22 protein-coding genes are annotated in these 25,092 nt (G+C 41.0%); 16 read left to right on the top strand and 6 right to left on the bottom strand.

Features of this window, described 5'->3' with window-relative positions:
* The first annotated feature begins 4 nt into the window (after nucleotides 1-4).
* Nucleotides 5-2,482: an FtsX-like permease family protein gene (locus FR932_RS09170; protein WP_019628907.1), complete on the top strand. Its 2,478-nt coding sequence runs from the start codon at nucleotides 5-7 to the stop codon at nucleotides 2,480-2,482.
* Nucleotides 2,479-3,639 carry a lipocalin-like domain-containing protein gene (locus FR932_RS09165; RefSeq protein WP_019441823.1) on the top strand — a complete coding sequence of 387 codons (1,161 nt, stop codon included), beginning with the start codon at nucleotides 2,479-2,481 and terminating at the stop codon, nucleotides 3,637-3,639. The genes FR932_RS09170 and FR932_RS09165 overlap by 4 nt, the downstream gene beginning before the upstream one ends.
* Before the next feature lie 104 nt (nucleotides 3,640-3,743).
* Here FR932_RS09165 and FR932_RS09160 read toward each other — a convergent pair whose 3' ends face one another.
* Together FR932_RS09160 and FR932_RS09155 are read right to left on the bottom strand one after the other, a co-directional pair.
* Entirely contained in the window at nucleotides 3,744-4,220 is a 477-nt protein-coding gene (locus FR932_RS09160; RefSeq protein WP_019441824.1) for an LEA/WHy family protein, read from the bottom strand.
* A 107-nt stretch (nucleotides 4,221-4,327) separates the two neighbouring features.
* Complete coding sequence (locus tag FR932_RS09155; protein WP_019441825.1) at nucleotides 4,328-5,530, bottom strand: multidrug effflux MFS transporter; 1,203 nt, start codon at nucleotides 5,528-5,530, stop codon at nucleotides 4,328-4,330.
* A gap of 65 nt (nucleotides 5,531-5,595) precedes the next feature.
* On the opposite strand from FR932_RS09155, the gene FR932_RS09150 reads away from it, so the two are divergent.
* The 4 genes from FR932_RS09150 (at nucleotide 5,596) to FR932_RS09135 (ending at nucleotide 8,842) form a co-directional block, all read left to right on the top strand.
* Nucleotides 5,596-6,078, top strand: coding sequence for a hypothetical protein (locus FR932_RS09150; protein ID WP_019441826.1), 483 nt, complete (start codon nucleotides 5,596-5,598; stop codon nucleotides 6,076-6,078).
* Nucleotides 6,078-7,283, top strand: coding sequence for a trypsin-like serine protease (locus FR932_RS09145; protein ID WP_019441827.1), 1,206 nt, complete (start codon nucleotides 6,078-6,080; stop codon nucleotides 7,281-7,283). The genes FR932_RS09150 and FR932_RS09145 overlap by 1 nt, the downstream gene beginning before the upstream one ends.
* Nucleotides 7,284-7,442: 159 nt before the next feature.
* Entirely contained in the window at nucleotides 7,443-8,339 is an 897-nt protein-coding gene (locus FR932_RS09140; RefSeq protein WP_026032175.1) for a LysR family transcriptional regulator, read from the top strand.
* Nucleotides 8,336-8,842: a CIA30 family protein gene (locus FR932_RS09135; RefSeq protein WP_019441829.1), complete on the top strand. Its 507-nt coding sequence runs from the start codon at nucleotides 8,336-8,338 to the stop codon at nucleotides 8,840-8,842. Before FR932_RS09140 ends, FR932_RS09135 begins: the two co-directional genes overlap by 4 nt.
* A gap of 1 nt (nucleotide 8,843) precedes the next feature.
* Here the strand turns inward: FR932_RS09135 and FR932_RS09130 are convergent, their stop codons facing one another.
* From FR932_RS09130 to FR932_RS09120, 3 genes are all read right to left on the bottom strand, one after another.
* Nucleotides 8,844-9,593, bottom strand: coding sequence for an SDR family NAD(P)-dependent oxidoreductase (locus tag FR932_RS09130; RefSeq protein ID WP_019441830.1), 750 nt, complete (start codon nucleotides 9,591-9,593; stop codon nucleotides 8,844-8,846).
* The gene (locus tag FR932_RS09125; RefSeq protein ID WP_019441831.1) at nucleotides 9,559-9,984 is read right to left on the bottom strand and encodes a thiol-disulfide oxidoreductase DCC family protein; all 426 of its coding nucleotides are present in this window, start codon (nucleotides 9,982-9,984) and stop codon (nucleotides 9,559-9,561) included. Before FR932_RS09125 ends, FR932_RS09130 begins: the two co-directional genes overlap by 35 nt.
* A gap of 249 nt (nucleotides 9,985-10,233) precedes the next feature.
* On the bottom strand, nucleotides 10,234-12,081 hold the full coding sequence (locus FR932_RS09120) for a M3 family metallopeptidase (RefSeq protein WP_019441832.1): 1,848 nt from the start codon (nucleotides 12,079-12,081) through the stop codon (nucleotides 10,234-10,236).
* Between the two features lie 332 nt (nucleotides 12,082-12,413).
* On the opposite strand from FR932_RS09120, the gene FR932_RS09115 reads away from it, so the two are divergent.
* The 10 genes from FR932_RS09115 (at nucleotide 12,414) to FR932_RS09070 (ending at nucleotide 23,952) form a co-directional block, all read left to right on the top strand.
* Nucleotides 12,414-13,451, top strand: a complete 1,038-nt coding sequence (locus FR932_RS09115; protein WP_019441833.1) for an MATE family efflux transporter — start codon at nucleotides 12,414-12,416, stop codon at nucleotides 13,449-13,451.
* A gap of 250 nt (nucleotides 13,452-13,701) precedes the next feature.
* The gene (locus FR932_RS09110; RefSeq protein ID WP_019628906.1) at nucleotides 13,702-15,945 is read left to right on the top strand and encodes a peptidase U32 family protein; all 2,244 of its coding nucleotides are present in this window, start codon (nucleotides 13,702-13,704) and stop codon (nucleotides 15,943-15,945) included.
* A 231-nt stretch (nucleotides 15,946-16,176) separates the two neighbouring features.
* Nucleotides 16,177-17,346, top strand: a complete 1,170-nt coding sequence (locus tag FR932_RS09105; RefSeq protein WP_019441835.1) for a glycosyltransferase — start codon at nucleotides 16,177-16,179, stop codon at nucleotides 17,344-17,346.
* The gene (locus tag FR932_RS09100; protein WP_019441836.1) at nucleotides 17,336-18,349 is read left to right on the top strand and encodes a glycosyltransferase; all 1,014 of its coding nucleotides are present in this window, start codon (nucleotides 17,336-17,338) and stop codon (nucleotides 18,347-18,349) included. The genes FR932_RS09105 and FR932_RS09100 overlap by 11 nt, the downstream gene beginning before the upstream one ends.
* Complete coding sequence (locus tag FR932_RS09095; RefSeq protein ID WP_019441837.1) at nucleotides 18,342-19,211, top strand: glycosyltransferase; 870 nt, start codon at nucleotides 18,342-18,344, stop codon at nucleotides 19,209-19,211. The genes FR932_RS09100 and FR932_RS09095 overlap by 8 nt, the downstream gene beginning before the upstream one ends.
* 4 nt (nucleotides 19,212-19,215) lie before the next feature.
* Complete coding sequence (gene rfbB, locus FR932_RS09090) at nucleotides 19,216-20,307, top strand: dTDP-glucose 4,6-dehydratase (RefSeq protein WP_019441838.1); 1,092 nt, start codon at nucleotides 19,216-19,218, stop codon at nucleotides 20,305-20,307.
* On the top strand, nucleotides 20,297-21,184 hold the full coding sequence (gene rfbA / locus FR932_RS09085; RefSeq protein ID WP_019441839.1) for a glucose-1-phosphate thymidylyltransferase RfbA: 888 nt from the start codon (nucleotides 20,297-20,299) through the stop codon (nucleotides 21,182-21,184). Before rfbB ends, rfbA begins: the two co-directional genes overlap by 11 nt.
* Nucleotides 21,185-21,718, top strand: a complete 534-nt coding sequence (gene rfbC / locus FR932_RS09080) for a dTDP-4-dehydrorhamnose 3,5-epimerase (protein ID WP_019441840.1) — start codon at nucleotides 21,185-21,187, stop codon at nucleotides 21,716-21,718.
* Between the two features lie 3 nt (nucleotides 21,719-21,721).
* Nucleotides 21,722-22,657 (top strand): dTDP-4-dehydrorhamnose reductase, encoded by a 936-nt coding sequence (gene rfbD / locus FR932_RS09075; RefSeq protein ID WP_019441841.1) that lies wholly within the window; start codon nucleotides 21,722-21,724, stop codon nucleotides 22,655-22,657.
* Nucleotides 22,658-22,680: 23 nt separating this feature from the next.
* Nucleotides 22,681-23,952: a hypothetical protein gene (locus FR932_RS09070; RefSeq protein WP_019441842.1), complete on the top strand. Its 1,272-nt coding sequence runs from the start codon at nucleotides 22,681-22,683 to the stop codon at nucleotides 23,950-23,952.
* Nucleotides 23,953-24,013: 61 nt separating this feature from the next.
* Here the strand turns inward: FR932_RS09070 and FR932_RS09065 are convergent, their stop codons facing one another.
* Nucleotides 24,014-24,910, bottom strand: a complete 897-nt coding sequence (locus FR932_RS09065; protein ID WP_240532415.1) for a glycosyltransferase family 2 protein — start codon at nucleotides 24,908-24,910, stop codon at nucleotides 24,014-24,016.
* Nucleotides 24,911-25,092 lie beyond the last annotated feature (182 nt).

Here is a 25,092-nt window from a genome sequence, read left to right as displayed (position 1 = left end):
AGAGATGATCAATCGACATGCTTGGCAAGAGCTGCGGCTGGTATTACAAACTCAAATTGCAGAATATAACCATCATCGCTTATTACATTTGGGCTTTATTTTTAGTTTAGCCATTGCGACCAGTACCTTGTTATCCATTCTGGTATTAAATCATGCGAGTAAACAGCAATATAACCAAGCCAATGCGCAATTAACCAGTCCGGTCGGTTTTTATATTGTCGCCGAGCAAGGTGCTAGAGTGAGTAAAATTGACTTTGCTGACTTGCGCAGGCAGGGTTTTACGCAAATAACCCCGATATTAACTTTTCGAAAACACCTGATTAATGGTAAACGGCTGAAGTTCCTTGCTATCGATATGCTGGCGCTGAGTATTGCCAATCCTAGTAAATATAATCATCAAGCTGTGTTGTTAACTAAAGCGCATCTGGCGTCACTCGTCGCTGATATCGACATAACACTAGGTGTTAATAGTGAACTGATATTGGCTGATAAGACAGTTATCCCCATTCGTTTAACCACTAGCGAGCAGTGGGGTAGGGTGGCGCTAATTGATATCGCGTTAGCTTGGCTGTTATTTCCGCAGCAGATTGATTTTACCTCGCTAATGGTCGCACCATTGACGGCCCCGCAGAAGCAAGTATTAGCCGCGGCATTACCCGCGCATCTATCGCTCAACGAACCTTGGTCATATCAACAGCGTAGTGGTTTTGCGGATGCGTTACATCTTAACCTAATGGCATTGGCGGTATTAGGATTTATTGTCAGTCTGTTTATTGCGTTTCAGGCGGGTGAGCAGGCTTGGCATAAACGTGCAGAATTAGCCATGCAGTTACGTTTATTGGGAGTGGCGCTAAATACCATTAAACTAGCGATGCTGATTGAAGCTTTATTGTTGGTGCTGGTTGCCAGTATTGTCGGGGTGTTGATTGCTGTTGCCTTGGTGTCTGTGTTGCTACCGTTAATGGGGTTGACGTTTAGTCAGCTTTATTCACTTAATATGACGGGGCATTTTGCTTGGCAATGGCAATACGGGTTATGGGCGCTGCTTATCTCATCGGTCGCGGTATTGTTGGCATTAGCAAAGCAATTTAAGCGCATCAGTACGGCTTATGTGACGCTATCTGCAAGTGTATCAACAGCGCACTTTCCGCGATGGTTAACTTTTGTGGTCGGCGTTAGCTTATTACTGTTATTTAGCGTGTGGCCTAGTCATGACTGGTATCAGATCATGCTGAAGTACGGCTGGTTATTGTTCGCGAGTGTGGCGCTGTTACCGCATTTTTTACAAGGCATGTTATTGCTCATCGGGCTTATTTTAAGGTCTATTTTTAGACTTGGTTTTAGGTTGGGTTTTAAGCTTTTACGAGGCAATTATTATAGGGGCGACGATTTTCAAGGTCATGCTTTTCGGATTGACTATCTCTTTAAAGATGCCAGTAACCAGATTGGCCGGCGTTATTTACCTTTGACGGCGTTCTATTTAGCACTCACTGCCAGCATTTCTGCCGCCCTAATGATACACAGTTTCGAGGGCGCATTTGTGCGTTTTCTCGATCAGCAATTAAGTGCCGATTTGTTTATGCGTTATCACCATGGTCAAAAGTCGCAGGTAGAACTCGGATTGCAAAATAACACAGATGTTGATAGCTATATTCTGCATCAACATACTTGGGCGAGGATGGATAAGGAAGCCATTAAAGTATCCAGTTTTCAATCATCTCGGCAGCTGGATTCGCTATTATTAAAGTCCTCATCAAGCAAGACCAAACCGGGGTGTTTTATCAATGAACAGCTCGCGCTTAATCAGCAATTGGCCGTTGATCAATTAATTACCTTTCGCCAAGGGAAGTCACAATATAGTTGCTATATTCAAGGTATCTATTATGAGTACGGCTACCCAGGGTTTTCGCTGACGTTAGATACACCGCAAGTAAATACGTTATTTACGGGTTGGGTTTATAGTGGTTTCGGGGTGTATTTTTATCCTGATCGCGTTATCGATAAGCAAGCTGTGGCGATGCAGTTAGGGTTGGCAGATGAACAAGTATATGCACCCGCACAAGTAAAAAAATTAGCGCTGGAAATCTTTGCCCAGACCTTTTTACTGACGCAGCTGATTGCGGTTATATTACTGGTGATTGCTTGCTTTGGGCTGTTTTTATCAGCTAATGGCTTAGAACTGGCACGTAAAGCGGATTTATATATCCTCTGCAGTCTGGGTTACAGCAAGGTTGAGCTGTTTGTGCATATGCTGATGCAATGGTGCTTACTTGCCGTGGGTTGTGTGATCTTAAGTTGGCCAATTGCCACGATACTGGCAGATGCATTGGTGAGCCAAGCATTACCGGCATCTTTTGGTTGGTCAATGCCACTGCTGTTCAATGTCGGCTCCTTTGCCATAAGCAGTATATTAGGCTTGTTATTTTTGTTACCAGCGCTAAGCATCCCACTGTTTAACTTGAGTCTAAGGAGTCGCAGATGAAGTCACGTGATGTTTTTAAATTAAGCGTGTCTTTAGTTTTGCTAGGAGTCTTGCTAACACTTTTGTTAGGGCTCTTGTTATTGCCTTATGGCAAGCAAAGCGAAACACCTTCTTTCTTGAATAGAAACCCGCTTAAAGTCAGAGAAGGTGAAGCGCTGCAATATACGCAAGCGTCTCCACAAAATAAGCTTAGTTTTCCGCAAGATCATTTACCACATAAAGATTATCGCCATGAATGGTGGTACTTAACGGCTAACCTACAGAGTGACACGGGAATGCGTTTTGCTACGCAGTGGACGTTATTCCGTACGGCAGACAATCAAGCGCAGTGGTATTTTGCGCATGGCGCGCTAGCGGATACTAAGGTGCATCTTGCTAGCTTCCGGCAAGGTCGGGAAGAGTTGGCTAATGTTACGCTTACCGAGCAACCTTTTAGTGCTGTCATTGATGATTGGTTATGGCAGTCGACGGCGGCATTATTACCAGAGAAACGATTATCTTCAGAGCGATTACCAGCACAGTTATTACCAGCGACACTTAGCTATGGTGCTGCACGGTCGGACGATGAAGGGTGGCAGGTAAAATTATCGCTGGCGACGGCGAGTCCATTTTTTCTGCAAGGCGAGCAGGGCTATAGTAAAAAACATCAAAATGAAGCCATCGCTAGCCATTATTATTCTCAACCCTTTATTGACGTAAAAGGTGAAATATTATGGCAGGGGCAATGGTTGAATGTAACTGGTTCGGCTTGGTTTGACCGCGAATGGGGATCGGCAATGCTAGCGCAAGATCAACAGGGCTGGGATTGGTTTTCTCTGCGTTTATCGACAGATAAGGCGTTGATGATTTACCGTATTCGTTCTTCTGAACAGGATTTTGTTTATGGCAGTTTGATGTATCGTGATGGCCGTATTGAAATTCTTGATGCGAACGATATTAAGTTGGTTAGTCATGTCAGCGATACGGTGGATTATCCCTATGCTTTTGACTTGCAGGTGGAAAAAAAAAGTATTGGTTTGAATGTTGATGTACGTGTCGCGGTTGTTAATCAGCAGCAGATCATGCGCTTTGGTATTGAATATTTTGAAGGCATGGTCACTTTTAAAGGTTCCCATGCCGGCGAGGGTTTTGTAGAAATGACCGGTTATGTAAATTAAATATTGAGACGTTTAAAGTGTGTAATCAAGAACCACAGAAATAGCGACTCATTGAAGGTGTTGATATTCTTTTTGATTATTCTACTCGGCATTATTTAGTGAGGCTAGTTAGCCATTGTAGAAAGCCCCTGTAAAATCTCCTCATCTAAAATACCTTCTTTAGTGACATTTAATGGAATAAAGCCTTGCGGATCTATGGTTGTTTTAAGCTGATACTTGATCCCTTCACCTGACTGTTGATTTAAGGATGTGAGGACTTTGAATATATAAAACAAATTGACGTTGGCTTGTACTTCGATAGGTGTTTCACTATAGGCCTTTAGCGTCGGTAGCTGATTTGATACACCTGATAGGACTTTTTTATCTGCGACATTAAGTTGTAAACTGAGCCCCTCAATATCTAAATCTTGTGCATTGGGGTTTGAGACTAACAAGTGCACGTTAAAACGAGGCGATAATCCAGATGACGGTATCGATTCGATCTTAACTAAACTCACATCCAGATCGCGTAAATTTTGTATGTTAGTACACCCGCTCAGTACCAAAACACATACCATCACCAGACTCTTCCATACTGACATACAACTTACCTTGTTAAATTTGATAAAGCATAATAATAGCAAAAAATGATCACAAAATCGTCCTTCGATGCATTACTTACCCAGCTCAATATTGAGTTTATCTGTTATCAACATGCTGTATTGGCAGCAAGCCGCTGTTTGTAACGGCTGTGGGTGAGGACTAACGCAATGGATGACCCGGTGATTAAATAAAACAGGCCGAGACTCTGTTGACTATCGATAAAGTGCTTAATCAAGAACCCACCGACTAGCCCTGCTAAACACATTTGCACAGACCCTGATAACGCTGATACTGCGCCAACTTGCTTACTGTGCGGCGCAAGCAACATGCTGATTGACAGTGGAAAGCTGATACCTTGTGCGATGGTTAACAAGGTGAAACCAAATATGATATTTACTAACGACATTTCGTTAAAGACCAACCAACAGCCCGCCATCATCATGATACTCGATGCTAAGTACATCAATTGATTGGTGGTAAAACGTTTATTCAATTTATTGAGTGTCAAACTACCGATTAACAGACCTGCAGAAGGGATGATCATCACTTCACCATACTCTGCCGCACTGAGCTCTAAGCCTTCTTGCAATAAAAATGGCAACAGTGATACGGATACCAGCGTTGATAAATAACCAATCCAATTATAGCTGGCTGATGAGATAACTTGATAGTTTCGAGATAAATGCCAATAGCCTCGTATTGTGTCTTTAATCTTAAATTTGGTGACTGCATGGGGCAGGGTTTCTGGTAATACAAAATAACCCAACGTCAAAATAGCCGATAGATATAAGAGAACAAAGCTGAACACTGATTGCCAGCCAAAATGCCATGCCGCCCAGCCACCGACAACAGGGGCTACAATCGGCAATATTGATGCAGTGATCGACATATAAGACAGCGCTTGTGTTAATTGACTACCGCTGTAACTATCGCGGAGCACACTGCGGCCCAGTACCGATGCACTACCTGCACCTAAACCTTGTAATAATCGACCTATAATAAGCGCGGTAAAGCTATCTGGTAACAGCACACAGATGAGCGTTCCGACTAAGTAGATGCCTTGTCCCAGTAAGAATACTGGACGACGACCAATCGCATCAGAGAGCGGGCCGTAGAACAGTTGTGATAATCCAAACCCCAATAAAAATAGAGTGACGAGTTGCTGTACGTCGGCTTGAGACACGCCAAGATCACGGCTTATTGATGGCAGTGAAGGCAGGTAAATGCTGACACCAACTTGTCCTGTAGCAATAATCATCATGGCTAAGGCAAGTGGGATTTTGTTAAATGGGGCTGTTTTTATATTCATGAACACAGTTTATATTAAGACTGTATCAATGATAATTCTCTATATTGGATGCTCATTAAGTCCAGTTGGGACTTGATTGGCAGTTTTTCTATGATGTCGATACATTTGTTGAAAAACAGAATCGCGATAACATTGGCGCTATTAAGCATATGCCAGGGAGTGAACCTGTCCACGCTAATCGTTATAGCTGGGATGGTGGTAGTTATGCCGACTATGCTGAGCAATTTAATCATGCCATGGTGCTGAATGATGGTGGCTTTAGCTTTAACGTCAAAGCCGAGGGCATCGGTCGTTATAAACTTGATCTTTATACGCACAACTGGCTGTCTTCGTCGGATGTAACGGCTTGTATTAAACAGCACTGCGTGACCATTAAAAATGACATTACAACGCACATGACAGGGGTTCAAAACAGTATTGTATTTAACACTACCTCGATTGATGATGAATTAACTGTGACTTATAAACGTGTTGCTCGTCAGTGGGATTTCTCGCAGTCAGAAGGTTATCACAGCTTAGAAGCAATCAATTTAAGTGAGGTTAAATAATGAAAAAGTTACTTATTGCTACAGCTGTTCTAGCGTCTATTTCGATGACGGCGAATGCCGGGCTTGCGCGTTATGACCGCTCAGTATCTCAACATAAGACTTTTGCATTACAGAGCAAGTTTGATTTTGCATGTCATATGAATGCGGGTTCTGCGACGCTAATCGATCCGTTCTGGGTGGTCACTGCAAATCACGTATCCGGTTCTAAATCACAATCATATCGTAATACGGTGACCTGTACTTCGTTTGAAAAAGATGAAAATGGCGAATACACCACGGTTAAGTCCGTTTCTGCATCAACCGATCCTAACGGTGAGTACGGGGAATATGAGTTTAAAGACGACATATATGATTTCGCACTTGTTCGTTTGGATACCCCAATTCGTGGCATTAAACCGGCTAAGCTAGCAACGGAAGCAATGTTTCCAAAAGATAAGCGTTATGAAGTCAATAGCGTCGGTTTTGGGAATTATAATGGCCGTAACGGTGGTCAAAAATACGTTGAATATAATGAAGTTGATAAGAAGTGGTTGTCTGAGTATTCCTTTAAACCCGACCACTTTAAACAAAGTGATCTGCAGTGGTTAATTATTCATGGCGATAGTGGTTCTGGTATTACGGTGGAAAAAGACGGTGAGTTTTATCTACTAGGTGAAATTGGCGTACAGTATTATACCGAGTTTGGTTGGAGTGATACGTTTGAAGATGTGGCAATTAAACTGCCATGGATCAACAAAGCGATGCAAGAGCACGGCTTTAGTTATACTGAAGAAGTGGAACTTGATAACGTAATGTGGACTTCTTCATCACCAGAAAATACCGACGACTACCATGCCTATTTCAGTTATTGGAAAGCTGAAAACATTGGTATGTCTGAGACCTTTTGGACTGATGACGGTGGTTTAAAAACCATGGCGTATGCGGATGCTGGTTCAAGCTACAGTATCGAACTGGTGATCCCGAAGGATAAAAATACCCCGGCGTTTGACTTGTTCGTTAATGGCCGTGCTGTCGCGGTTAATATTGACGTCAATACAGCTAAAACCGATGCACTTTTCCTGAAAGTAAATACCTTCAAAATTGATACTGATAATATCCATGTTGAATTTAAACCGGTCGGTGATTTAACCGGTAAAACTAAAATTGTATTAGATTATTTTGCAGTGAAAGCTGCGGTAAAATCGACTGTGAAAGCGGCGAAATAACCTAACTCGATTGTAAATTAAGCCTTAACCTCGGTTCCTGTGATAAAAGGGATTGTTGAGTTAAGGCTTTTTTTTGCCATAAAAGAATATAACCATGCTAGATTAATGCTTATTAGGACTGAGTGTTTGTTCAGTCGCATGTTTGTAAGCGGGGTCGTGATGGATTGGATTATGTGTGTGCGTAGTTATATTAAAGTGGTTGAGGAGGGCAGCTTTAATGGCGCCGCTTATCAGCTTAATACCACAGGTTCTGCGATCAGCAAGCGCATCAATTGGTTAGAAGATAAAGTCGGTGTGCAGTTACTGAAGCGGACTACGCGTTCATTAGACCAGACTGAAGCAGGGCAGTTGTTTTATCAGCGCTCACGGTTGCAACTTGATCAGTGGATGGCACTGGTGGATGAAGCACGTTCGGTTAATCAAACGCCGACTGGTTTGTTGAAGATTGGTGCGACAACTGCGGTGGGTTCTAAATTCATCATTAAGTATTTAAACGACTTTTTACTGATGTATCCTAAAATTAAAATTCAATTGTTGACGACATCTCCAGGGCAAATGCCTGAAACGTATGTTGATGTGTTTATTAGCCGTGATTTAGAGCAGCTAAACTCCCACAGTTATAAAGCAATTGAACTGTTTAAAAATGATGCCAAGTTTTTTGCATCACCAGATTATATCGATAAGTACGGAAAGCCTGAAACGATTGAAGATCTGGAATCACACAATATGTTGATTTGGGGTGAACGGCCGATACGCGATGTGAAGCTATCAACAGGCAATCGTATTACTTTGCGAGGTAATTTTGCTACGACCAATCCTGAAGCATTGTTTTACGGCGCTAAATGCGGCATGGGGGTGTTACTTGCCAGCCAAAAGATGCTTAAAGATTTAACTGATGTCGGCGAATTAGTACAGGTATTGCCAGATGTCACGGTTGACCACGGCTCGGTATGTGCTTACTATCCAACTTTAGATTATGAACATACGCGTACTCAGTTGTTTATTAAATACTTGAAAGAACGAATTCAAAGTGAGCAAGTAAAGGAAGTATCATGATCGATTTAACGCGTGCGGTAGATTTAAGTAGTGCAGAAAGCATTGCCCTTTGGCGAATAACGAATGATGGTGTTATGGGTGGAGTGTCTGAAGGCCGCATGTTATTCAACGGTGGCCATGGCATATTTAGCGGGCATATATCGTTGGAAAATAATGGTGGTTTTAGTTCGGCTTTCCGGCCTGTTGAGGGCGTTCCGACAAAACTACATAGTATTCAAATAGACATACAAGGTGACGGTAACTGTTATCAATTAAGGGCGGTGGTGTTTGATAATGGTTATCGCTTAGCTTACAAACAGGACTTTGATACTGTTGCTGGCCAACGCCAAATATTCACATTTCCGCTTGTCGATTTTAAAGCCTCTTTCCGAGGACGATTGATCAGCAATGCACCTATACTCGTCTCGTCAGATGTGAGAGAAGTCGGATTCTTAGTGAACAATCACAAAGCTGGGGATTTTACCTTGTCGGTGTTTGGTATTGCGTTTTTGGAGGGGGGATAACTCACCAAGTAATGGACTTACCTTGCCAATCCAAATAACTGGCTTCACCATCAACCTCGATATTCTCCACAATATTTAACAGCTGTGCAGCGACAAAATCGCTGGTGAATAGCTTATCTGCAGGGACATTCTGTTGAAACGGTTTTGATAGTGGCGTATCGGTTGTGCCGGGATGAAAGGCGATGAGTTTGATATTCTTAGCGCGTCGAAATAATTCTATTGCGGCTGTCTTTAATAGCATGTTGAGCGCGGCTTTAGATGCGCGATAGCTATACCAGCCACCTAAATGATTATCGCTGATACTGGCAACTCGTGCACTGAATACAGTTAGCGTACAGGGCGTGTTACCCGTTAATATTGGCGTCAACTGCTGTATCCACAGCATCGGTATAAGCGCGTTTATCTGCATGACTTGCTGAAATGCTTGAGCGCTGAAGTCTTCTAAGCGTTTTTCGGGTTTCAATTGCGCGTTATGTAATACGCCATTGCAAATAAACACCTGGGTTATCGGCGCTTGATTGATAAGTGCTTGGTCGCACTGTGTTATTCCTATAATCGCTTGTTCAATCGAACTTGATTGATAGTCAGGTACGGTGATTTTGTTAATTTGTTCGTTGCACATACCTGAATAACAGCTTAAATCACGGCTGATGACGATTAATCCCACCTCTGTATCGGTTTGTAGTTTAGCGGCTATAGCTTTAGCGATGACGCTGTTAGCGCCGATTATCAGTGTCTGTGTTTTTATCATGACAAGTTCCTGAATTGCAATTATCGGTTTTAATGCCCAAACGTTTCGCAAGAAAAGTGGATATTGGCTGGCGATATTTGGCAACGACTAAGTAAACCCAATGGCTCACGGTACGGATGATTGGCCAGTTTAATGGCGCGACCCAAAAGCCTTTCCCGACTAATGTCCAAGCCCTGTGAGTGACCTTAAGCCCCAGTAATAATTCGCCTTGATAGGTGCCGTGTAATATCTTCATGCCTTCACTTACATCTATCTCTGGATAGAGGGTAGTAAAATCTATTTGATGTAGGTCGACTAAATGAATGGCATCGACTTTATCGTGTTTTTTTAGATTATTCATTTCGGTAGAACATAATGGACATTGACCATCATAAAATATTGTTAACGTCATGATGTCTCCTCGCTAATTATTGACTCGGTTATTTAAGCTACAGGTTTGGAGTATATTAACTATACGTACTGGAATGGATTTTAGATCAGTATCTGAGGTTGTTATTATCATAATTATTCGCGTTTAATTATGTGGGTTAGTAAGTGACAAAGTCTGTTAAATAGGGGAGGAGGTTAGCGCTGAAGTACGTACCTCTTAAAATTAAAAGGTACGTACTAATATAGAATTATCTCGCGCTAGCCTTATCGGCTAGCGGCCATTACCATAACGTTGGGTAATGTAAGTCTCGAAGTCATCGCATAGCTTATTATCAGAAACAGCATTGTCTGCAATAGTCTCTGCGCCATCAACAATACTGATTGTAGCATTCAGGTCTGCAGGTTCTGCACGTGTTCTTGCCTGTGCTACGACGATCTTAGCTTGTTCTTGTAACCAAGCTTCTTCACTGCTTTTATTACAAGTTTCTGCAAGGTAAGCGGCAGAGAAGCCTTCGCCTGTTAAGCTACGTAGTGTTGCATCGTGGCTAATGCTGTTACCTGGTTTCCAGTAATGCTCAGCCAGTAATGGCCCGATTGCTGGATTGTCAGTGAGGTAACCAAACTTGTCAGTAAAGTAAGCTCTAGTCTGATATACCGCCATATGCGCAAGTAAGTAACCCTGATAAGAACAGGCTGCTTCTTGTGATAACAGGTGCGGCACAGCCAGTAATGGACGTGGGCTGGTTGCTAGGCCTAGAATACGTTGTTCTGTATCACGTGCGAGTGTCGTTAAGTATTCAGGCGTGAGCAAGTCTTCATCTGTGCTATACACGGCCCATTCAAAATACGGCACAACTAAAATACTGCGCTCTTGATACGCTTTAAACGGCTGCTGAGCGGCAATTAATGCTTGAATAACCTCATCTGGCACTACTTCACCATCCGCGTTGTAAGCATATTGTTTTAACCAATCGCCATCGTTTAATAAACTATCGCAGAACATAGACTGGGTTTCAGCATAGGCCATTGATGTCGGAGCAAACTCTTGTGAAAAACACGGTGAGTTTAATTTAATATTGGCGAAATGTGCGGCATGGCCACCTTCATGGAACAAGGTGTTGATACCATCGTAACCACTGCCGACTTGATCGGGCTTGGCATTACTGGTGAAATTGATCTTACCTGGCTGCCACTTATCTTCAGCATAGAATGATGGGATAGGGCCGTGGCAGAAACCATTTTGGTATTTACCGGCACGATCTAATAAATCTAAGGTCATATCAGCTTGAGAGTAATCAATATTCAGGCGACCGAATGATTCAATCCAACGACGTAATGATTTTGAAAATGGTACGTAAGGATCAAGTTGGCGTGCAGCATCACCGGCATACATAAAGCTAAAGTTATGACCTTGCACTGCGCTGTCACCTTTAGCTTCAGCTAGATTGCGAATACTGCTTTGGTTACGTTCACGGGTACGTAATTCAAAATCATCTAAAATAGTGAACAGTTGCTCTGGTGTCATCTGTTCAGTTTTATTAACTTTGTAATCAAAGAAGTTACGGAAGCCTTGTTGGCGAGCAAAGTCATTACGTTGTTTAACTAATTCGATATAACCGTTATTCAGAACCCATTGTTCAAGATCTAACAAGGCTTGATGTGCCGATTGGCGTACAGATTCATTATCACTGGTGCGGATATTGGCTGCGAGCACCGTTAAAGACGCTTGTTGCTTGTCGCCGTTCTCATCATTGCAATACATCAGGTATTCTTGGCGTTTGGCAAACAGGGCTGATTCAGAGCGAATAAGGGCGGCCATTTTTTCTCTACCATCGGCACTTTCAATCGCATTCGCATCGAAAAAGGCTAACCAACCTTTAAGGCCTTTAACAAGCTCGTCTTCTTCATCGGTTAGCTGTAATAACACTTCAAGGTTACAACGTGTTGCTTGGATGTGAGTGGGGTTGGAAATAAATGCACTGAGTGCTTCTTCTGCAGCGGTAAAACCATCATGGTCGTCACTGGTGCCCATGTACGTTTGCCAGAATAAGTCTTCTTTACGGCGGTGAAGTGCTAAATAATCATCGTTAAGTTGATTAAAATAATCTTGTGGGTTCAAAACATCTCCTTATGAAATAGCGTATAACGGTGAAAGTGCATTTACAGCATTGAATGAATGCATACGCTATTTTGATTTTTTGCGGTTTATTTATTGGGCCATTGTTATTAAATAGACAGTGACTAGGCGACCATTATGAATAAATAAATACTCGCTGGCTGGACCTAGATCACACTTTAACTAAAACGGAGTAGTTGTGTGCTGTATTTACATTCTATTTAGTTGTTTTATGAAATTAATTAACAGTTTTGTTGTTCCTGATAAATAAAGCCAATACACTTCAGCACTTTATAATAGATAATTATATTATTAATAACACTTTTAGGGCCATTATGTATACAGATGAAGATCTTAACAATGCAGTAGATAAAGGAATATTTACTGCATCGTCCGTTGATGAATTTCGACGTGACCAACATTTAGCAAAACAGCCGGAAAATCAGTCAACAACAAAAGTAGCTAGTGTTGATGAAGAAAATATTCGTTTAATCGGCGGATTTAACGACATATTCATTGTGATTGCTTGTGCGTTACTGCTGTTTTCATCATTATGGGCAGTTAAATCGGTCGACTTGCGCTTGGCCTTAGCCACGTTTGCCGCATTATCGTGGGCACTTGCTGAGTTCTTTGTGTTAAAAAGAAAAATGGCCTTTCCCGCGATTATGCTTTTACTGGCCTTTATTGGTGGTGTGTTTCAGTTATCAATGACAGTCTTTGCTTCGTTGGGTGAACAAGCAATAGTTGCTGCTACGGGTATCTCTGCGCTAGCTGCTTATTGTCATTGGCGCCGTTTCAATGTGCCGATTACAATTGCAGCGGGTACCGCGGCGGTTATCGGTTTTATTATTTCGTCTTTTGTATCGGCATTCGCAACGCCAGAGATGCTTAATGTACTAACTGATTGGGCTCTTGTTGTGATACTTGTCTGCGGTATATTAACCTTTGTATTTGCCATGTATTGGGATTCTTCCGATCTCCAACGCGTAACAAATCGTACAGATACCGCATTTTGGTTGCATCTACTTTCTGCGCCGCTGATTATTCATCCGGTATTTTTGATGGTGGGTATCTTAAATGGTGATGAAAGCATCGGCAGTATTGCCGTGATCGTTGCGTTATACATATTGATGTCATTCATCTCTCTTATTATTGATCGCCGTGCATTTATGGTGTCATCGTTGGTGTACGTACTTTATGCGCTATCAAGCTTGATGAGCATGTATGGTGATGTCGGTACTAACTTTGCCATGACGGGGGTTGCCATTGGCGCAGCGCTATTATTGCTATCGGCATTGTGGCATCCAGTGAGAGGTAAAATCGTGGTGTTATTACCGAGTGCGATTAAACAATTAGTCCCTGACGCTAAATAGATGAAGCTAAAGCATTAAAATAGTATTAAAGACAGCCTTAAAACACGATTAAAAGTGTGATAATACCCAAGGTGAAATAGCCACTTTATCCTGGGTATTATCAAATTTATGCCCTCGTTCCCCCCCAATGACTCCTCGTTTTAAAAATTGATCTAGATCAATAATTCCGAATGCATAGCATTGACCTGCATATACAGGTAGAATGCCCCCTCAAAAAATTACAATAAAAGCATTAAGTGGGTTATTTAGCATGAGTAGAAAAATAGAATTATTGGCACCGGGTGGTGATGTAGAAGCGATTAAAGCAGCGATTGTTGCTGGTGCAAATGCGGTCTACTGCGGTTTAGATATGTTTAATGCCCGTAACCGTGCGTCCAATCTTTCGTTTGATGAGCTAAATGGCGTATTACGACTTGCACATGAACACAGCTGTGAAGTGTTTTTAACCTTGAACGTTGTGATCTTAGAACACGAAGTTGTTAGCTTAGTGCGCTTGCTTAATAAGCTCGTTAACAGTGGTATTGATGGCATCATAGTGCAAGATTTAGGTGTTTTCAACATTGTTAAAAAGCATTTTCCATCACTACACATCCATGCGTCTACTCAGTTAACAACGCATAATGAAGGTCAGATCCTTTTCTTACAGAAAATTGGTGCAACACGCGTCAACTTATCTCGTGAGCTAAATCTAGGTGAAATTAAGCAGCTAACAACCGTTGCTCATGACCATGACGTATTAACAGAAGTCTTTGTACATGGTGCGCTTTGTATTGCGTTCTCAGGTCAGTGCTATTCAAGTTCAGTAAGTGTTGGTAATTCAGGTAACCGTGGCCGTTGTAGTCAAGCATGCCGTGATGAGTACGAAGTGACTGCTGAAGGTCATCGCTTCCCACTGAACTTAAAAGATAATTCTGCATACTATGATCTACCACAATTGGTTGATGCGGGTGTTGATTCACTTAAAGTGGAAGGTCGTATTAAAGGCGCTCACTATGTTTACACTGTTGTTGATACTTGGCGTAAGCAGATCAACAACTTTGTTGAATCAGGTAAACTATTAGCAGACGATGGTAACCTACATAAAGTATTTAACCGTAGTTTTACTAACTCATTTCTGCAGGGCAATCTGAACAAAAAAATGTTTACGGATAACCCACGTGATAACAGTGTTAACTACGCGGTAGAAAAAAGTGATGCTATTTCGGTTGTGCAGATCCATGATGTGAAGCAAGACCTTTATACAGATAAAAATGCTCTAGGTGCAGAATTAGCTGAAAAAATTAAAGATTTGAGCATCGACAAAATTGCCTTAACGTTAGCATTTTCGGCAAAACTGGGCGCACCATTAACTGTTAATGTAACAACAGGAAATACTGCATTTGAAGTGCAAAGTAGTTCTGTTTTAGCGGCTGCGGATGAAATTTCAATTACGCCTGAAACCGTCGAAAAACGCTTCCGTAGTTTCAACAATGCGACGTTTGATTTAGCGCCAATGAACTTTGATAATTTCGATGCTAACTTAACGGTACCGTTTAAAGAGTTAAGCGAGCTTAAAAATGAAGTTGCATTTATTTTGAATGGTTCTCGTGATGTTGTTAAAAATGTAGAAGTACCTGCATTACCTAAACATCCGAAAGTAGAAGATAAGCCAAAATTATCATTGATGATTGCGAATGCGAAAGATCTACACCTTGCAGATGTAACGGATGCCGATATCTACTTCAAGATCCCTGAAAGCTTGAAAAAGAATTGTCCTAAACACATTAAATTATTACAAGAAAACCCGCGTTTAATTCCTTGGTTCCCTGCGGTATTGATTGGTAAGGATTACTTAGAGTCAGTTAAGATCCTTGAAGAAGTAAAACCAAAACGTATCGTGACTAACAATACTGGTATTGCGTATAAAGCATTTGAAATGGGGATTGAGTGGGTTGCTGGGCCTTTCTTGAATACAACCAACTCACATGCACTATTAACATTACAAGAAGAGTTAAATTGTGCTGGTGCGTTTATTTCTAATGAAATTAATCGTATTCAAATCAGAAACATTAGTCGTCCTAAAAATTTCAAAATGTTCTACAGTATTTACCACCCAATCCTGATGATGACGAGCCGTCAGTGTTTCTTCCAACAAACTGTTGGCTGTAAGAAGCCGGCGATTGAAGACGGTTGTATGTTGAAGTGTGAAAAAGCGACAACAATTACCAATGTGAAAGGTATTTCGTTTGCTGTTGATAAGCAAAAAGGCGGCTACCCAAGCATTTACAACGATGAGCAGTTCTTAAACTTTGATGTGATTAATGACTTCTCTGATTTGTTTGACGAGTTCTTTATTGATTTAACGAATATTGGTGCTGGTTCTAAAGAAGAGCAGGATAAGGTTGAGTTAATCAAACACTTTGAAGCTTTACTTGCGGGTGATGATGATGCGAAAGTAGCGTTAAGCACTATGGTACCTATTGCAACGAATGCACAGTATAAACAAGGCTTATAGAGCCAAAGATAAACCTTAAGCTCAATAGCTTAAATGTGTAGTTAAGCCAAGTTTTATAGATTGTAATAAAAATACATGACGTAAAACTTGGCTTTATTTTTATGTACTTAGCAACACCTTTACTTTATATCACGCCAAAAATGTGGCCAGTCTTAGAATCTAACGCCTATAATTGCTATCTAACGATAGTTATCTGCTAATTTCAAGCGGATCACAGCAGGTTGTTATGATATGAATGTGCTACATATACACTCTGATTACCCAGACGGTCGCAATAATTTAAGTACGCCAGCCGTTAAATCCCTATTAGATGCCACTTCTGGTATCTCGAATACCGTTTTTGTTATTCATCGTACCCCATGGCCTTGGCGTGTCCGTGTGATCCCCCATAGCACTAAGTTGCATTCGATTTATTACTGGGGCTTGCCTTTTGGTTTAGCGCTGACGTTATCCTTATTTCTTGCACGACAACGCCTCTTTAAGCTCATTAAAACACAGCAGATAAAATACCAACTTATCCATGGTCATAAATTAGCGATTGATGGCACCTTAGGGGCTGCAATCGCTAATCAATTCGGCGTACCGTATTTCTTATCTGTCAGAGGCGGTACAGATGTGCGTATTTTACAGCATAAAGCTTTCTTGCGATCGCGTTGGAAGAAGGTATTAGAAGAAGCTGAACATATATTCTGGGTAAGTTCTTGGGCTAAAAAACCGATTAAAAAAATGTTGAATTCCAGCCTAAACACCGGCACCACACAATCGAGCCTTTTACCAAACCCTTGTGAAATGCGACAGATAGTGAAAATTAATCAGGGCTGTAAAGTGGCTAATTTCGTTACGGTTTTCAGATTTGAGCAATTTGAGCGCAAAGGTATCATGCCATTGTTAGAAGCTATATCTAAGCTTAGTAGTGAATATCCAGATATTAGACTGGATATATATGGTTCAGGACCCGAGAATAAGATGAAAATAGTGCAGGGTAAAATTGATGCGTTATCGTTAAGTAACATCGTTACCATTAAAGGACGAATTGATAATAAATTGCTGCAGCAAAAACTAAAACAATATTCAGCATTTTTGTTACCGAGTAAAAATGAATCTTTTGGAATGGTTTTTGTTGAAGCATTATTTTCAGGTTTACCGATTCTATATCATGCGAATACAGGTATTGATGGTTATTTGGATGATATAGATGTTGGCATCAAGGTACGCGATCAAAGTATTGATGAATTAGTAAATAAAGTGGAGGAGTTGATTGTAAAACATGACTTTTTCCAAAATCGTATAAAGCGTGCATTAGAAACCCATGCATTAGATATTTTTGATAAAAAAACAGTTGTTAATCATTATCAATGTTTAGTTGATGGTCTTAATCTGGAGTATTCAAATGCAAAATAAAAAAGTGCTGTTGATCGCATCTGCTGGTGGACATTTGACTCAGGCATTATGTGCTTGTAGTCATGTTGATGAAATCGTGTTAGTCACGACTAAAGCACTCGTTAACGACGGTAAAATTAAGAAAATTTACACAATTTGGTCAACACAGAAAAATGCGTTTATTCACTTTGTTAATATTTTTTATGCGTTGTACGTGCTTGTTAGAGAAAGACCGCATACCGTGTTTACCACTGGTGGTCCCATCGTTTTACCTTTTGCTCTGGTGTGTAAATTTTTACCGTTACGATTTGTGTATTTGGATACTTTATCGCGGGTGGTTGAATTGTCGAACACGGGTAAATTAGTCCATAAATATAAGCTATATGATGAGTTTATGTCACAATGGGAAGCTGTTGCTAGCGAATATAATGTCGACTATGTGGGTAAAACGTTTGATTTAGAAGGTAAGGTTAATCAAGTATTGACGCCCTTATCACCGCCAGAAACGCCATTAGTGTTAGTCACTATGGGAACCAATTCTTATCCGTTTCCACGTCTTATTGCTGCGCTGGAAAAAATGGATATTTACCATGATCCTAACGTACGTTGGTTTATTCAAAAAGGTGGTTTTGAAGTGACTGTGAAGCCTGCTAATGGCGAAATTGTTGATATGGTTGGCAAAGGTAAAATGGATGAACTTGTCAAAGGAAGTAGCCTTGTTATTAGCCATTGTGGTGTCGGTAGTATTAATCAGATGCTTGTTTATCAGAAGAAAGTGATCTTTGTACCGAGGTTAGAGCAATTTGGTGAGTTTTCTGATGATCATCAACTGCAAATAGCAAAAGAACTCAGTAATCCAAACATGACCGTTATTTACCCTGATGAATTGTTGCCTGTGTATTCCTTGGCTGATCTGATTGCTATCCCGAGATACGACCAAGCAATTGATATCACTAATCATGCATTTTCAGCCGTTATCGATAAAAAATTATTCGTAGAGCAAAGAGAAGATTCTTATGGCTAAGAAAATATTAATTTCTGTTGTTATTGTTGACTTTTTTAAAGCTGAACGCATTGTAAGTAATGTCGAAAGGATATTGGCACAGCAAGGTGACTTTAATACCGAAGTGATTATTATTGATAATTCAATGGATAGCGGTAATCAACAAATATTATCTCAGTGTAAACAAAGCGATAATGTGACGTTATTTTTTAATAAACAAAACAATGGCTACACCCGCGGCTGTAATCAAGGCGCTGATTTGTGTCGTGGTGATTACCTGCTGTTTGTGAATCCGGATATCGAATGGACATCAGTCAATATATTAGCTGATATCCTCGCTATTTATAAACGAGATCCTCGAGTCGGTATTGTGGGTACTCGGCAGATGAATGACGACGGTTCGACACCTGATACTGTGCGTCGCTTTCCTAATCTAGCAGCTCAAGTGTTACGACGTTCTTCATTCCGACATTTACCGCTATTAAAGGGTATTGCTGAGTACTATGAATATGGGGAGTTTGATTATTTCAAACCAGCCAATGTGGACTGGTTACAATCTTCATTTATGGCTATAAGTCGTCACCTTTGGGATAAAATTGGTGGTTTTGACTGTCGCTATTTTATTTTTATGGCAGACCCTGATATTTGTTATAAGTGCTGGGAACAGGGTTATAAAGTGCATTACGAGAGCGAGATAGTCGTGGGTGCAGATGGCTTACGTTGTAGTGCGGGTGGTTTTAAGGATGTATTTAGTAATCGGGTTTTACGTTTCCATATTCGCGATGCATTCATTTACCATTTTCAGTATTTATTAAAACCGAACATTCCTACAGCGCGAAAGTCACAAAACCAACGTTCTTCAAGCGTTAATTACGAGCAATAGTCATATGAAGATATTAGTCACAGGTGGCGCAGGTTTTATTGGTAGTGCGGTTATTCGACATATATTGACTGATACAGACTACCAGGTCGTTAATCTCGATAGCTTAACGTATGCCGGTAATCTGGACTCCATTCCAGCTACTTTACTGTCATCGCAGTATGTATTTGAATATGTTGATATTTGTAATCGGAAAGAGATTGACCGCGTATTTTATCAACATCAACCAGATATTGTTATGCACCTTGCAGCGGAGTCACATGTTGATCGCTCCATTGAAAATCCTAATTGCTTTATTGAAACAAATATCATTGGCACCTATAACTTATTGGAATCAGCACGTGTTTATTGGTTATCACTCGGAGATGAAAAAAAAGCAGGCTTTCGTTTCCATCATATCTCGACCGATGAGGTATTTGGTGACTTAGCTGGCCAAGCAAGTAAAGAGAGTCAAGGCGACCTATTTGTCGAAACCACGGCTTATGATCCGAGTTCGCCTTATTCTGCAACCAAAGCCAGTGCTGATCACTTAGTGCGAGCTTGGTTACGAACCTACGGCCTGCCTACATTAATTACCAATTGTTCAAATAATTACGGCCCTTATCATTTTCCAGAAAAACTGATTCCGCACATGATATTAAATGCATTAAATGGCCAAGCCTTACCTGTTTACGGTAATGGTCTACAAATCAGGGACTGGTTGTATGTCGATGATCATGCTCGCGCTTTAGTACAGGTTGCGCTAAAAGGGCTGGTTGGCGAAAGTTATAATATTGGTGGTCACAACGAGAAACGTAACATAGATGTTATTCATACTTTGTGTGATGCGCTGGAGGATTTGGTGCCAAATAAGCCAGATGGTGTCGCGTATTACCGTGATCTTATTGAATTTGTCAGTGACCGACCTGGGCATGATCTGCGATATGCCATTGATGCGAGTAAAATTCAACGTGAATTAGGCTGGCAACCCGAAGAAACATTTGAGACTGGTATCAGAAAAACGGTGTTGTGGTATTTAGATAATACAACATGGTGGCAGCGAGTGCTAAGTGGTGATTATCAGTTAACACGTCGAGGAGAAAGTGCTAATGGGCAATAAAAAATATAAAGGCATCGTGTTAGCGGGTGGCTCTGGGACGCGTTTACATCCGATCACTAAAGCAGTCTCAAAACAGCTATTACCTATTTATGATAAACCGATGATCTATTATCCGCTCTCTGTGCTTATGTTGGCGGATATTCAAGATATATTAATCATCTCGACACCCGATGATTTGCCACATTTCAAAGATTTACTCGGCGATGGTCATATATTCGGGCTTAATATTGAATATGCGGAGCAGCCTAGACCAGAGGGGATTGCGCAAGCATTTATCATTGGTGAAGACTTTATTGGCGATGATAATGTTTGCTTGATATTGGGCGATAATGTTTTTTATGGACAACACTTTACAGGTAAGTTATTAAATGCGACGAACAAGGATACTGGCGCTACGGTATTTGGTTATCGCGTGACAGACCCAGGACGTTTTGGTGTAGTCGAATTCGATAAAGAAGGTAATGCGATCAGTATTGAAGAAAAACCTGAAAAACCAAAGTCGAATAATGCCGTCACCGGGTTATATTTTTATGATAATCGGGTGATTAATATGGCTAAATCGTTAACGCCGTCTGCTCGTAATGAAGTGGAGATAACAGATATTACCAACCTATATTTAGCGGCAGGTGAGTTATACGTTGAACGCTTTGGCCGTGGCTTTGCTTGGTTTGATACTGGTACGCATTATTCGTTATTGAAGGCGGGTATGTTTGTACAAACCATAGAACATAATCAAGGTTTAAAAGTGGCGTGCTTAGAAGAGATTGCGTTTTCAAAAGGTTGGATCACGCGTGGGCAATTAGAAGAGCAAGCTTGTTTATTACAGAAAACAGAGTATGGGCAATACCTTTACGGTTTACTTTGTGAGGAGCTGTAGATGAAAGTATCGAAAACTGCAATTGATGGTGCTTTGGTGATCCAGCCAGATGTATTCGGTGATGAGCGTGGTTTTTTTATGGAAACATTTCAAGCAGTGCGTTATCGCGATGTGCTAGGTAGTCAGTTTGATTTTGTTCAAGATAACTATTCTCGCTCTGCAAAAAACGTGCTGCGTGGATTACATTTTCAAAAAACGAACCCACAAGGTAAGTTAGTGCGAGTCGTTATGGGCGAAGTTTTTGATGTTGCGGTCGATATACGCTTAGATTCACCAACCCACGGTCAGTGCCATGGCGTGCGGTTAAATGCAGAGAATAAGTTACAATTTTGGTTGCCGCCGGGATTAGCACATGGTTTTGTGGTGTTATCTGAACTGGCTGATTTTGAATATAAGTGTACGGACTATTATGATAATAGCGATGAAGGTTGTTTGATCTGGAATGACCCTGAGTTAAATATCAATTGGCCTTGTGATAATCCGTTACTGTCAGACAAGGATAAAATAGGCCTTAAGTTTAAGGACTTGTTTTAACTTATGTATCGATTACTCGTCACTGGACAGAAAGGGCAGATAGGCCAAGCGATAAGAGACCGTATACAAGATCAAGGCTGGGATGTGTTATTCACTGATATAGACACATTAGATATCACTAATGCAAAGCAGGTGCAGAGTGTCTTTAAGCGCTTTAAACCTGATGTGGTGGTTAACGCCTCGGGTTATACCGATGTCGATAAGGCGGAATATGATACGGCCGCAGCTGAGTCGATAAATGCTTATGGTGTTTATTTATTGGCAATACAGTGTCACAACTTCGGTGCGTTATTCATCCATTTTTCAACGGAGTACATTTTTAGTGGTCACGGTCGACGTGCTTACCTGGAAGATGATACACCAACCCCTTTGAATGTATACGGGCGCACGAAACTGCAAGGTGAGCAATATATAAAAACCTATTTGAGTCGTTACATCATTATTCGTACCTCTTGGGTTTTTAGTGAATATGGGCAAAACTTTGTCACGACGATGTTATCACTTAGCCGTGAGACTGCACCGATTCGAGTGGTTAACGACCAAATAGGCTGTCCAACCTATGCGGGTGACTTGGCAAATTTAGTCGTTGATATTGCTAAGGACTATCATGCTGAAACGGGTCGCTATCGATTTGGCGATTATAATTTTTGCAGTGATAGTGATAGTGATAGTGATAGTGATAGTGATAGTGATAGTGATAGTGATAGAAATAGCGGGGTAAGTTGGTTCGATTTTGCTTACGCTGTTTTTGAAGAATTAGATAAATACAAACCCGGTGAGCAGGGCCGATGTTTAATAGGGGTGACGAGTGAAGAGTATGCTTCCATTGCCACTAGGCCTAAAAATGGCATTTTAGATTGTCATAAAATTTCACTGATCTTTAGACCTTCTGATTGGCGTTGTAAGTTACGTCATGTAATTGCAATAACAATGACATAACAGATAACCGCTGAGGAACATCAATGATTAATCGTAACTTATTAGATGCTTATAAAATCGAACATGGCAATATTAAAGTAGCTATTGCAGGTGCGGGGTATATCAGTAAGGGCTTGATACAGCAGATCACACTGCTGGACTTTATTGATGTTGTTTCGATTTATTCCAAAACGCGAGCCCCCATCATTGCTTTGCTTAAGGATGCAAATTTACCGCTATCGATTATTGCCGACACTATTGAAGAGTTTTGCGACAGTGACGCTGATATTGTCGTTGAACTGACTGGTGATACCGAGTTTGGTTGTGAACTGGCTCTTGCTACGTTAGTGGCTAATAAACACTTTGTGGTCAGCGCTGAAACGGATGCACTTGTAGGACCTGTACTTGCTGAACTCTTCCGTGAAAAAGATTTGATCTACAGTAACATGTGGGGAGATGAACCGGGTCTCATTAAGCACCTTTATAATTATGCCGATGTGTTGGGTTTTGGGATTGTGGCCGTGGGTAAATTTAAAGGGTTTCATGACTCTTTTGCTAACCCTGATTCAGTATTACCTTGGGCAGAGAAATCGGGCCAAAAACCAACGATGATCGCATCCTTTGCCGATGGTTCGAAAATGTCGATGGAAATGACGATAGTGTCTAATGCCACAGGCTTAGTGGCCGATGTGCCGGGCATGCATTTAGCCAAAGGTACGCTTGAAGATATTGTTGGATTATTAAAGTTAAAAGAAGACGGTGGTATTTTGAATCAAACAGGTGTCATTGAGGTCGTTTGTGGCGTTGAACCCAGTGGTGGGGTATTTGCGGTGATCTCTACTGATAAACCTGAGATATTAGATTCACTGTCTTATTATAAAATGGGTGATGGTCCTAATTACCTGCTGTATTTACCGTATCATATGCCGGGTATTGAAGCATTGTACGGCTTATACGTTAATGTTGTTGAGCATCAATCTGTGGTTCGTCCAATGGGCGCTCCCGTATCGGATGTGATCACCCGCGCTAAGCGAGATCTGAAAAAGGGTGATAAACTTGATTGTATTGGCGGTTATGATTATTACGGTGAGATGACGAGTGCAGAATGCTCGGTTAACGATCATGCATTGCCTTTAGGCTTAGCAACCGGTGCGACATTATTGGTTGATGTGAATAAGGGCGAGCCAATCCTATTCCATCAAGTTGAGATACTAGGTCATAAAGACGGCTGTGAATTACGACAAAGATTTAGTGAAATGGTATTGGAAAAGCGGCGATTAGAATCAATTCAGCTTAAGCGCGTTAGTTTGGGCTAAGCTAAAATAGGCTAAATAGCGAGTCACTGTGATGGTGACTCGCTTTTTATTTGGTAACAATTTAGCTGTATAGCTTCACCGTGTTGGTGCTGAACAAGGCTCTTATCTTGCCGTATTTATCAACCAATTGTAATAGTGGTTTAGCATATTTAGATTGACCGAAGGGGAGTTTTATTAACACGACAAACAGCAATATGACCAGCTTTAAAAGCACGTCACATAAATAGGCGAACTTATTCACTAACGGTGCTTGCTGCATACGATAACGGGTATAGGTTTCCCCTATGCGTAGGGCTCTTTTTAAGAGGTATTTAATGTTTAAGCGGTTATTAGCGACTTCCTCACTAACAAATGCCTCATTCGAGCAAACCAAATTACCACCGTGTTGATACAAACGATAAAAGAAATCAGCATCCTCACCACCCGTTAAGCCATAGTCAGCATCAAATTGCAGTTGGTATTTTTTTATTGCGGCTTGACTGATTAAAGTCGAATTAGTCGCACCACTCGTGACCTCTTGACCATTTGTTACTGTTGGACGTTCAAATACACCAGAGTCAATGATCCACTGTGGGGAATTGCTCGGGTAGGTTGATTTAACTCGGCCGAATACGGCATCAGCTTGAAAAGTTTGCGCGGTGGATAATAGGTTCGCGAGCCAATCGGGATCGGCTATTTCATCATCATCAATAAATGCGATCCATTCTCCTTGGGTATTTTTGATGGAGCAGTTACGTGCCAAAGCAATATTTTTTGCTGATTCTTGACGATAAAAAACGGGGATGTCCATGATATTAGCTTGGTTTTTTACGAGCATTTCGGCATAACCGTGATCGTCATTATCGACGACAATTACTTCAAGATTGACGTGTTCAGGTAGACGCAATGTGGCAATACTTTGTAATGTATTGACGACATGTTCCCTTTGATATGTACACATACAAATTGATATTAGCATGTCTATTTTCACCTAACAAATGATGGTCTTATCATAATTGTAGTGACAGTACTGCAGCTTTGCTCAAGCTTGTTGTGTTATGCACTAATTTATATCGATATACCTGTTAACTTTATTATTTTTTATTGTTGTTTGGTGACGAGATTATTTCGGAACTGTTCTAATGTGATTAATCTAACGCA

Origin of the sequence: Moritella marina ATCC 15381, from assembly GCF_008931805.1 — a bacterium.
In the GTDB taxonomy this organism is placed as follows: domain Bacteria; phylum Pseudomonadota; class Gammaproteobacteria; order Enterobacterales; family Moritellaceae; genus Moritella; species Moritella marina.
Note: the sequence above shows the minus strand (reverse complement) of the source record. Positions and strands in the feature narration are given on the sequence as shown.

Coding starts and splice junctions, on each gene's coding strand:
- FR932_RS09100 (WP_019441836.1), top strand. CDS start 17,336: ATGCAAAATAAAAAAGTGCTGTTGATCGCATCTGCTGGTGGACATTTG.
- FR932_RS09125 (WP_019441831.1), bottom strand. CDS start 9,984: ATGACGTTAACAATATTTTATGATGGTCAATGTCCATTATGTTCTACC.
- FR932_RS09110 (WP_019628906.1), top strand. CDS start 13,702: ATGAGTAGAAAAATAGAATTATTGGCACCGGGTGGTGATGTAGAAGCG.
- FR932_RS09165 (WP_019441823.1), top strand. CDS start 2,479: ATGAAGTCACGTGATGTTTTTAAATTAAGCGTGTCTTTAGTTTTGCTA.
- rfbD (WP_019441841.1), top strand. CDS start 21,722: ATGTATCGATTACTCGTCACTGGACAGAAAGGGCAGATAGGCCAAGCG.
- FR932_RS09155 (WP_019441825.1), bottom strand. CDS start 5,530: ATGAATATAAAAACAGCCCCATTTAACAAAATCCCACTTGCCTTAGCC.
- FR932_RS09140 (WP_026032175.1), top strand. CDS start 7,443: ATGGATTGGATTATGTGTGTGCGTAGTTATATTAAAGTGGTTGAGGAG.
- FR932_RS09070 (WP_019441842.1), top strand. CDS start 22,681: ATGATTAATCGTAACTTATTAGATGCTTATAAAATCGAACATGGCAAT.
- rfbB (WP_019441838.1), top strand. CDS start 19,216: ATGAAGATATTAGTCACAGGTGGCGCAGGTTTTATTGGTAGTGCGGTT.
- FR932_RS09160 (WP_019441824.1), bottom strand. CDS start 4,220: ATGTCAGTATGGAAGAGTCTGGTGATGGTATGTGTTTTGGTACTGAGC.
- FR932_RS09115 (WP_019441833.1), top strand. CDS start 12,414: ATGTATACAGATGAAGATCTTAACAATGCAGTAGATAAAGGAATATTT.
- rfbC (WP_019441840.1), top strand. CDS start 21,185: ATGAAAGTATCGAAAACTGCAATTGATGGTGCTTTGGTGATCCAGCCA.
- FR932_RS09170 (WP_019628907.1), top strand. CDS start 5: ATGATCAATCGACATGCTTGGCAAGAGCTGCGGCTGGTATTACAAACT.
- FR932_RS09145 (WP_019441827.1), top strand. CDS start 6,078: ATGAAAAAGTTACTTATTGCTACAGCTGTTCTAGCGTCTATTTCGATG.
- FR932_RS09135 (WP_019441829.1), top strand. CDS start 8,336: ATGATCGATTTAACGCGTGCGGTAGATTTAAGTAGTGCAGAAAGCATT.
- FR932_RS09105 (WP_019441835.1), top strand. CDS start 16,177: ATGAATGTGCTACATATACACTCTGATTACCCAGACGGTCGCAATAAT.
- FR932_RS09065 (WP_240532415.1), bottom strand. CDS start 24,910: ATGCTAATATCAATTTGTATGTGTACATATCAAAGGGAACATGTCGTC.
- rfbA (WP_019441839.1), top strand. CDS start 20,297: ATGGGCAATAAAAAATATAAAGGCATCGTGTTAGCGGGTGGCTCTGGG.
- FR932_RS09130 (WP_019441830.1), bottom strand. CDS start 9,593: ATGATAAAAACACAGACACTGATAATCGGCGCTAACAGCGTCATCGCT.
- FR932_RS09095 (WP_019441837.1), top strand. CDS start 18,342: ATGGCTAAGAAAATATTAATTTCTGTTGTTATTGTTGACTTTTTTAAA.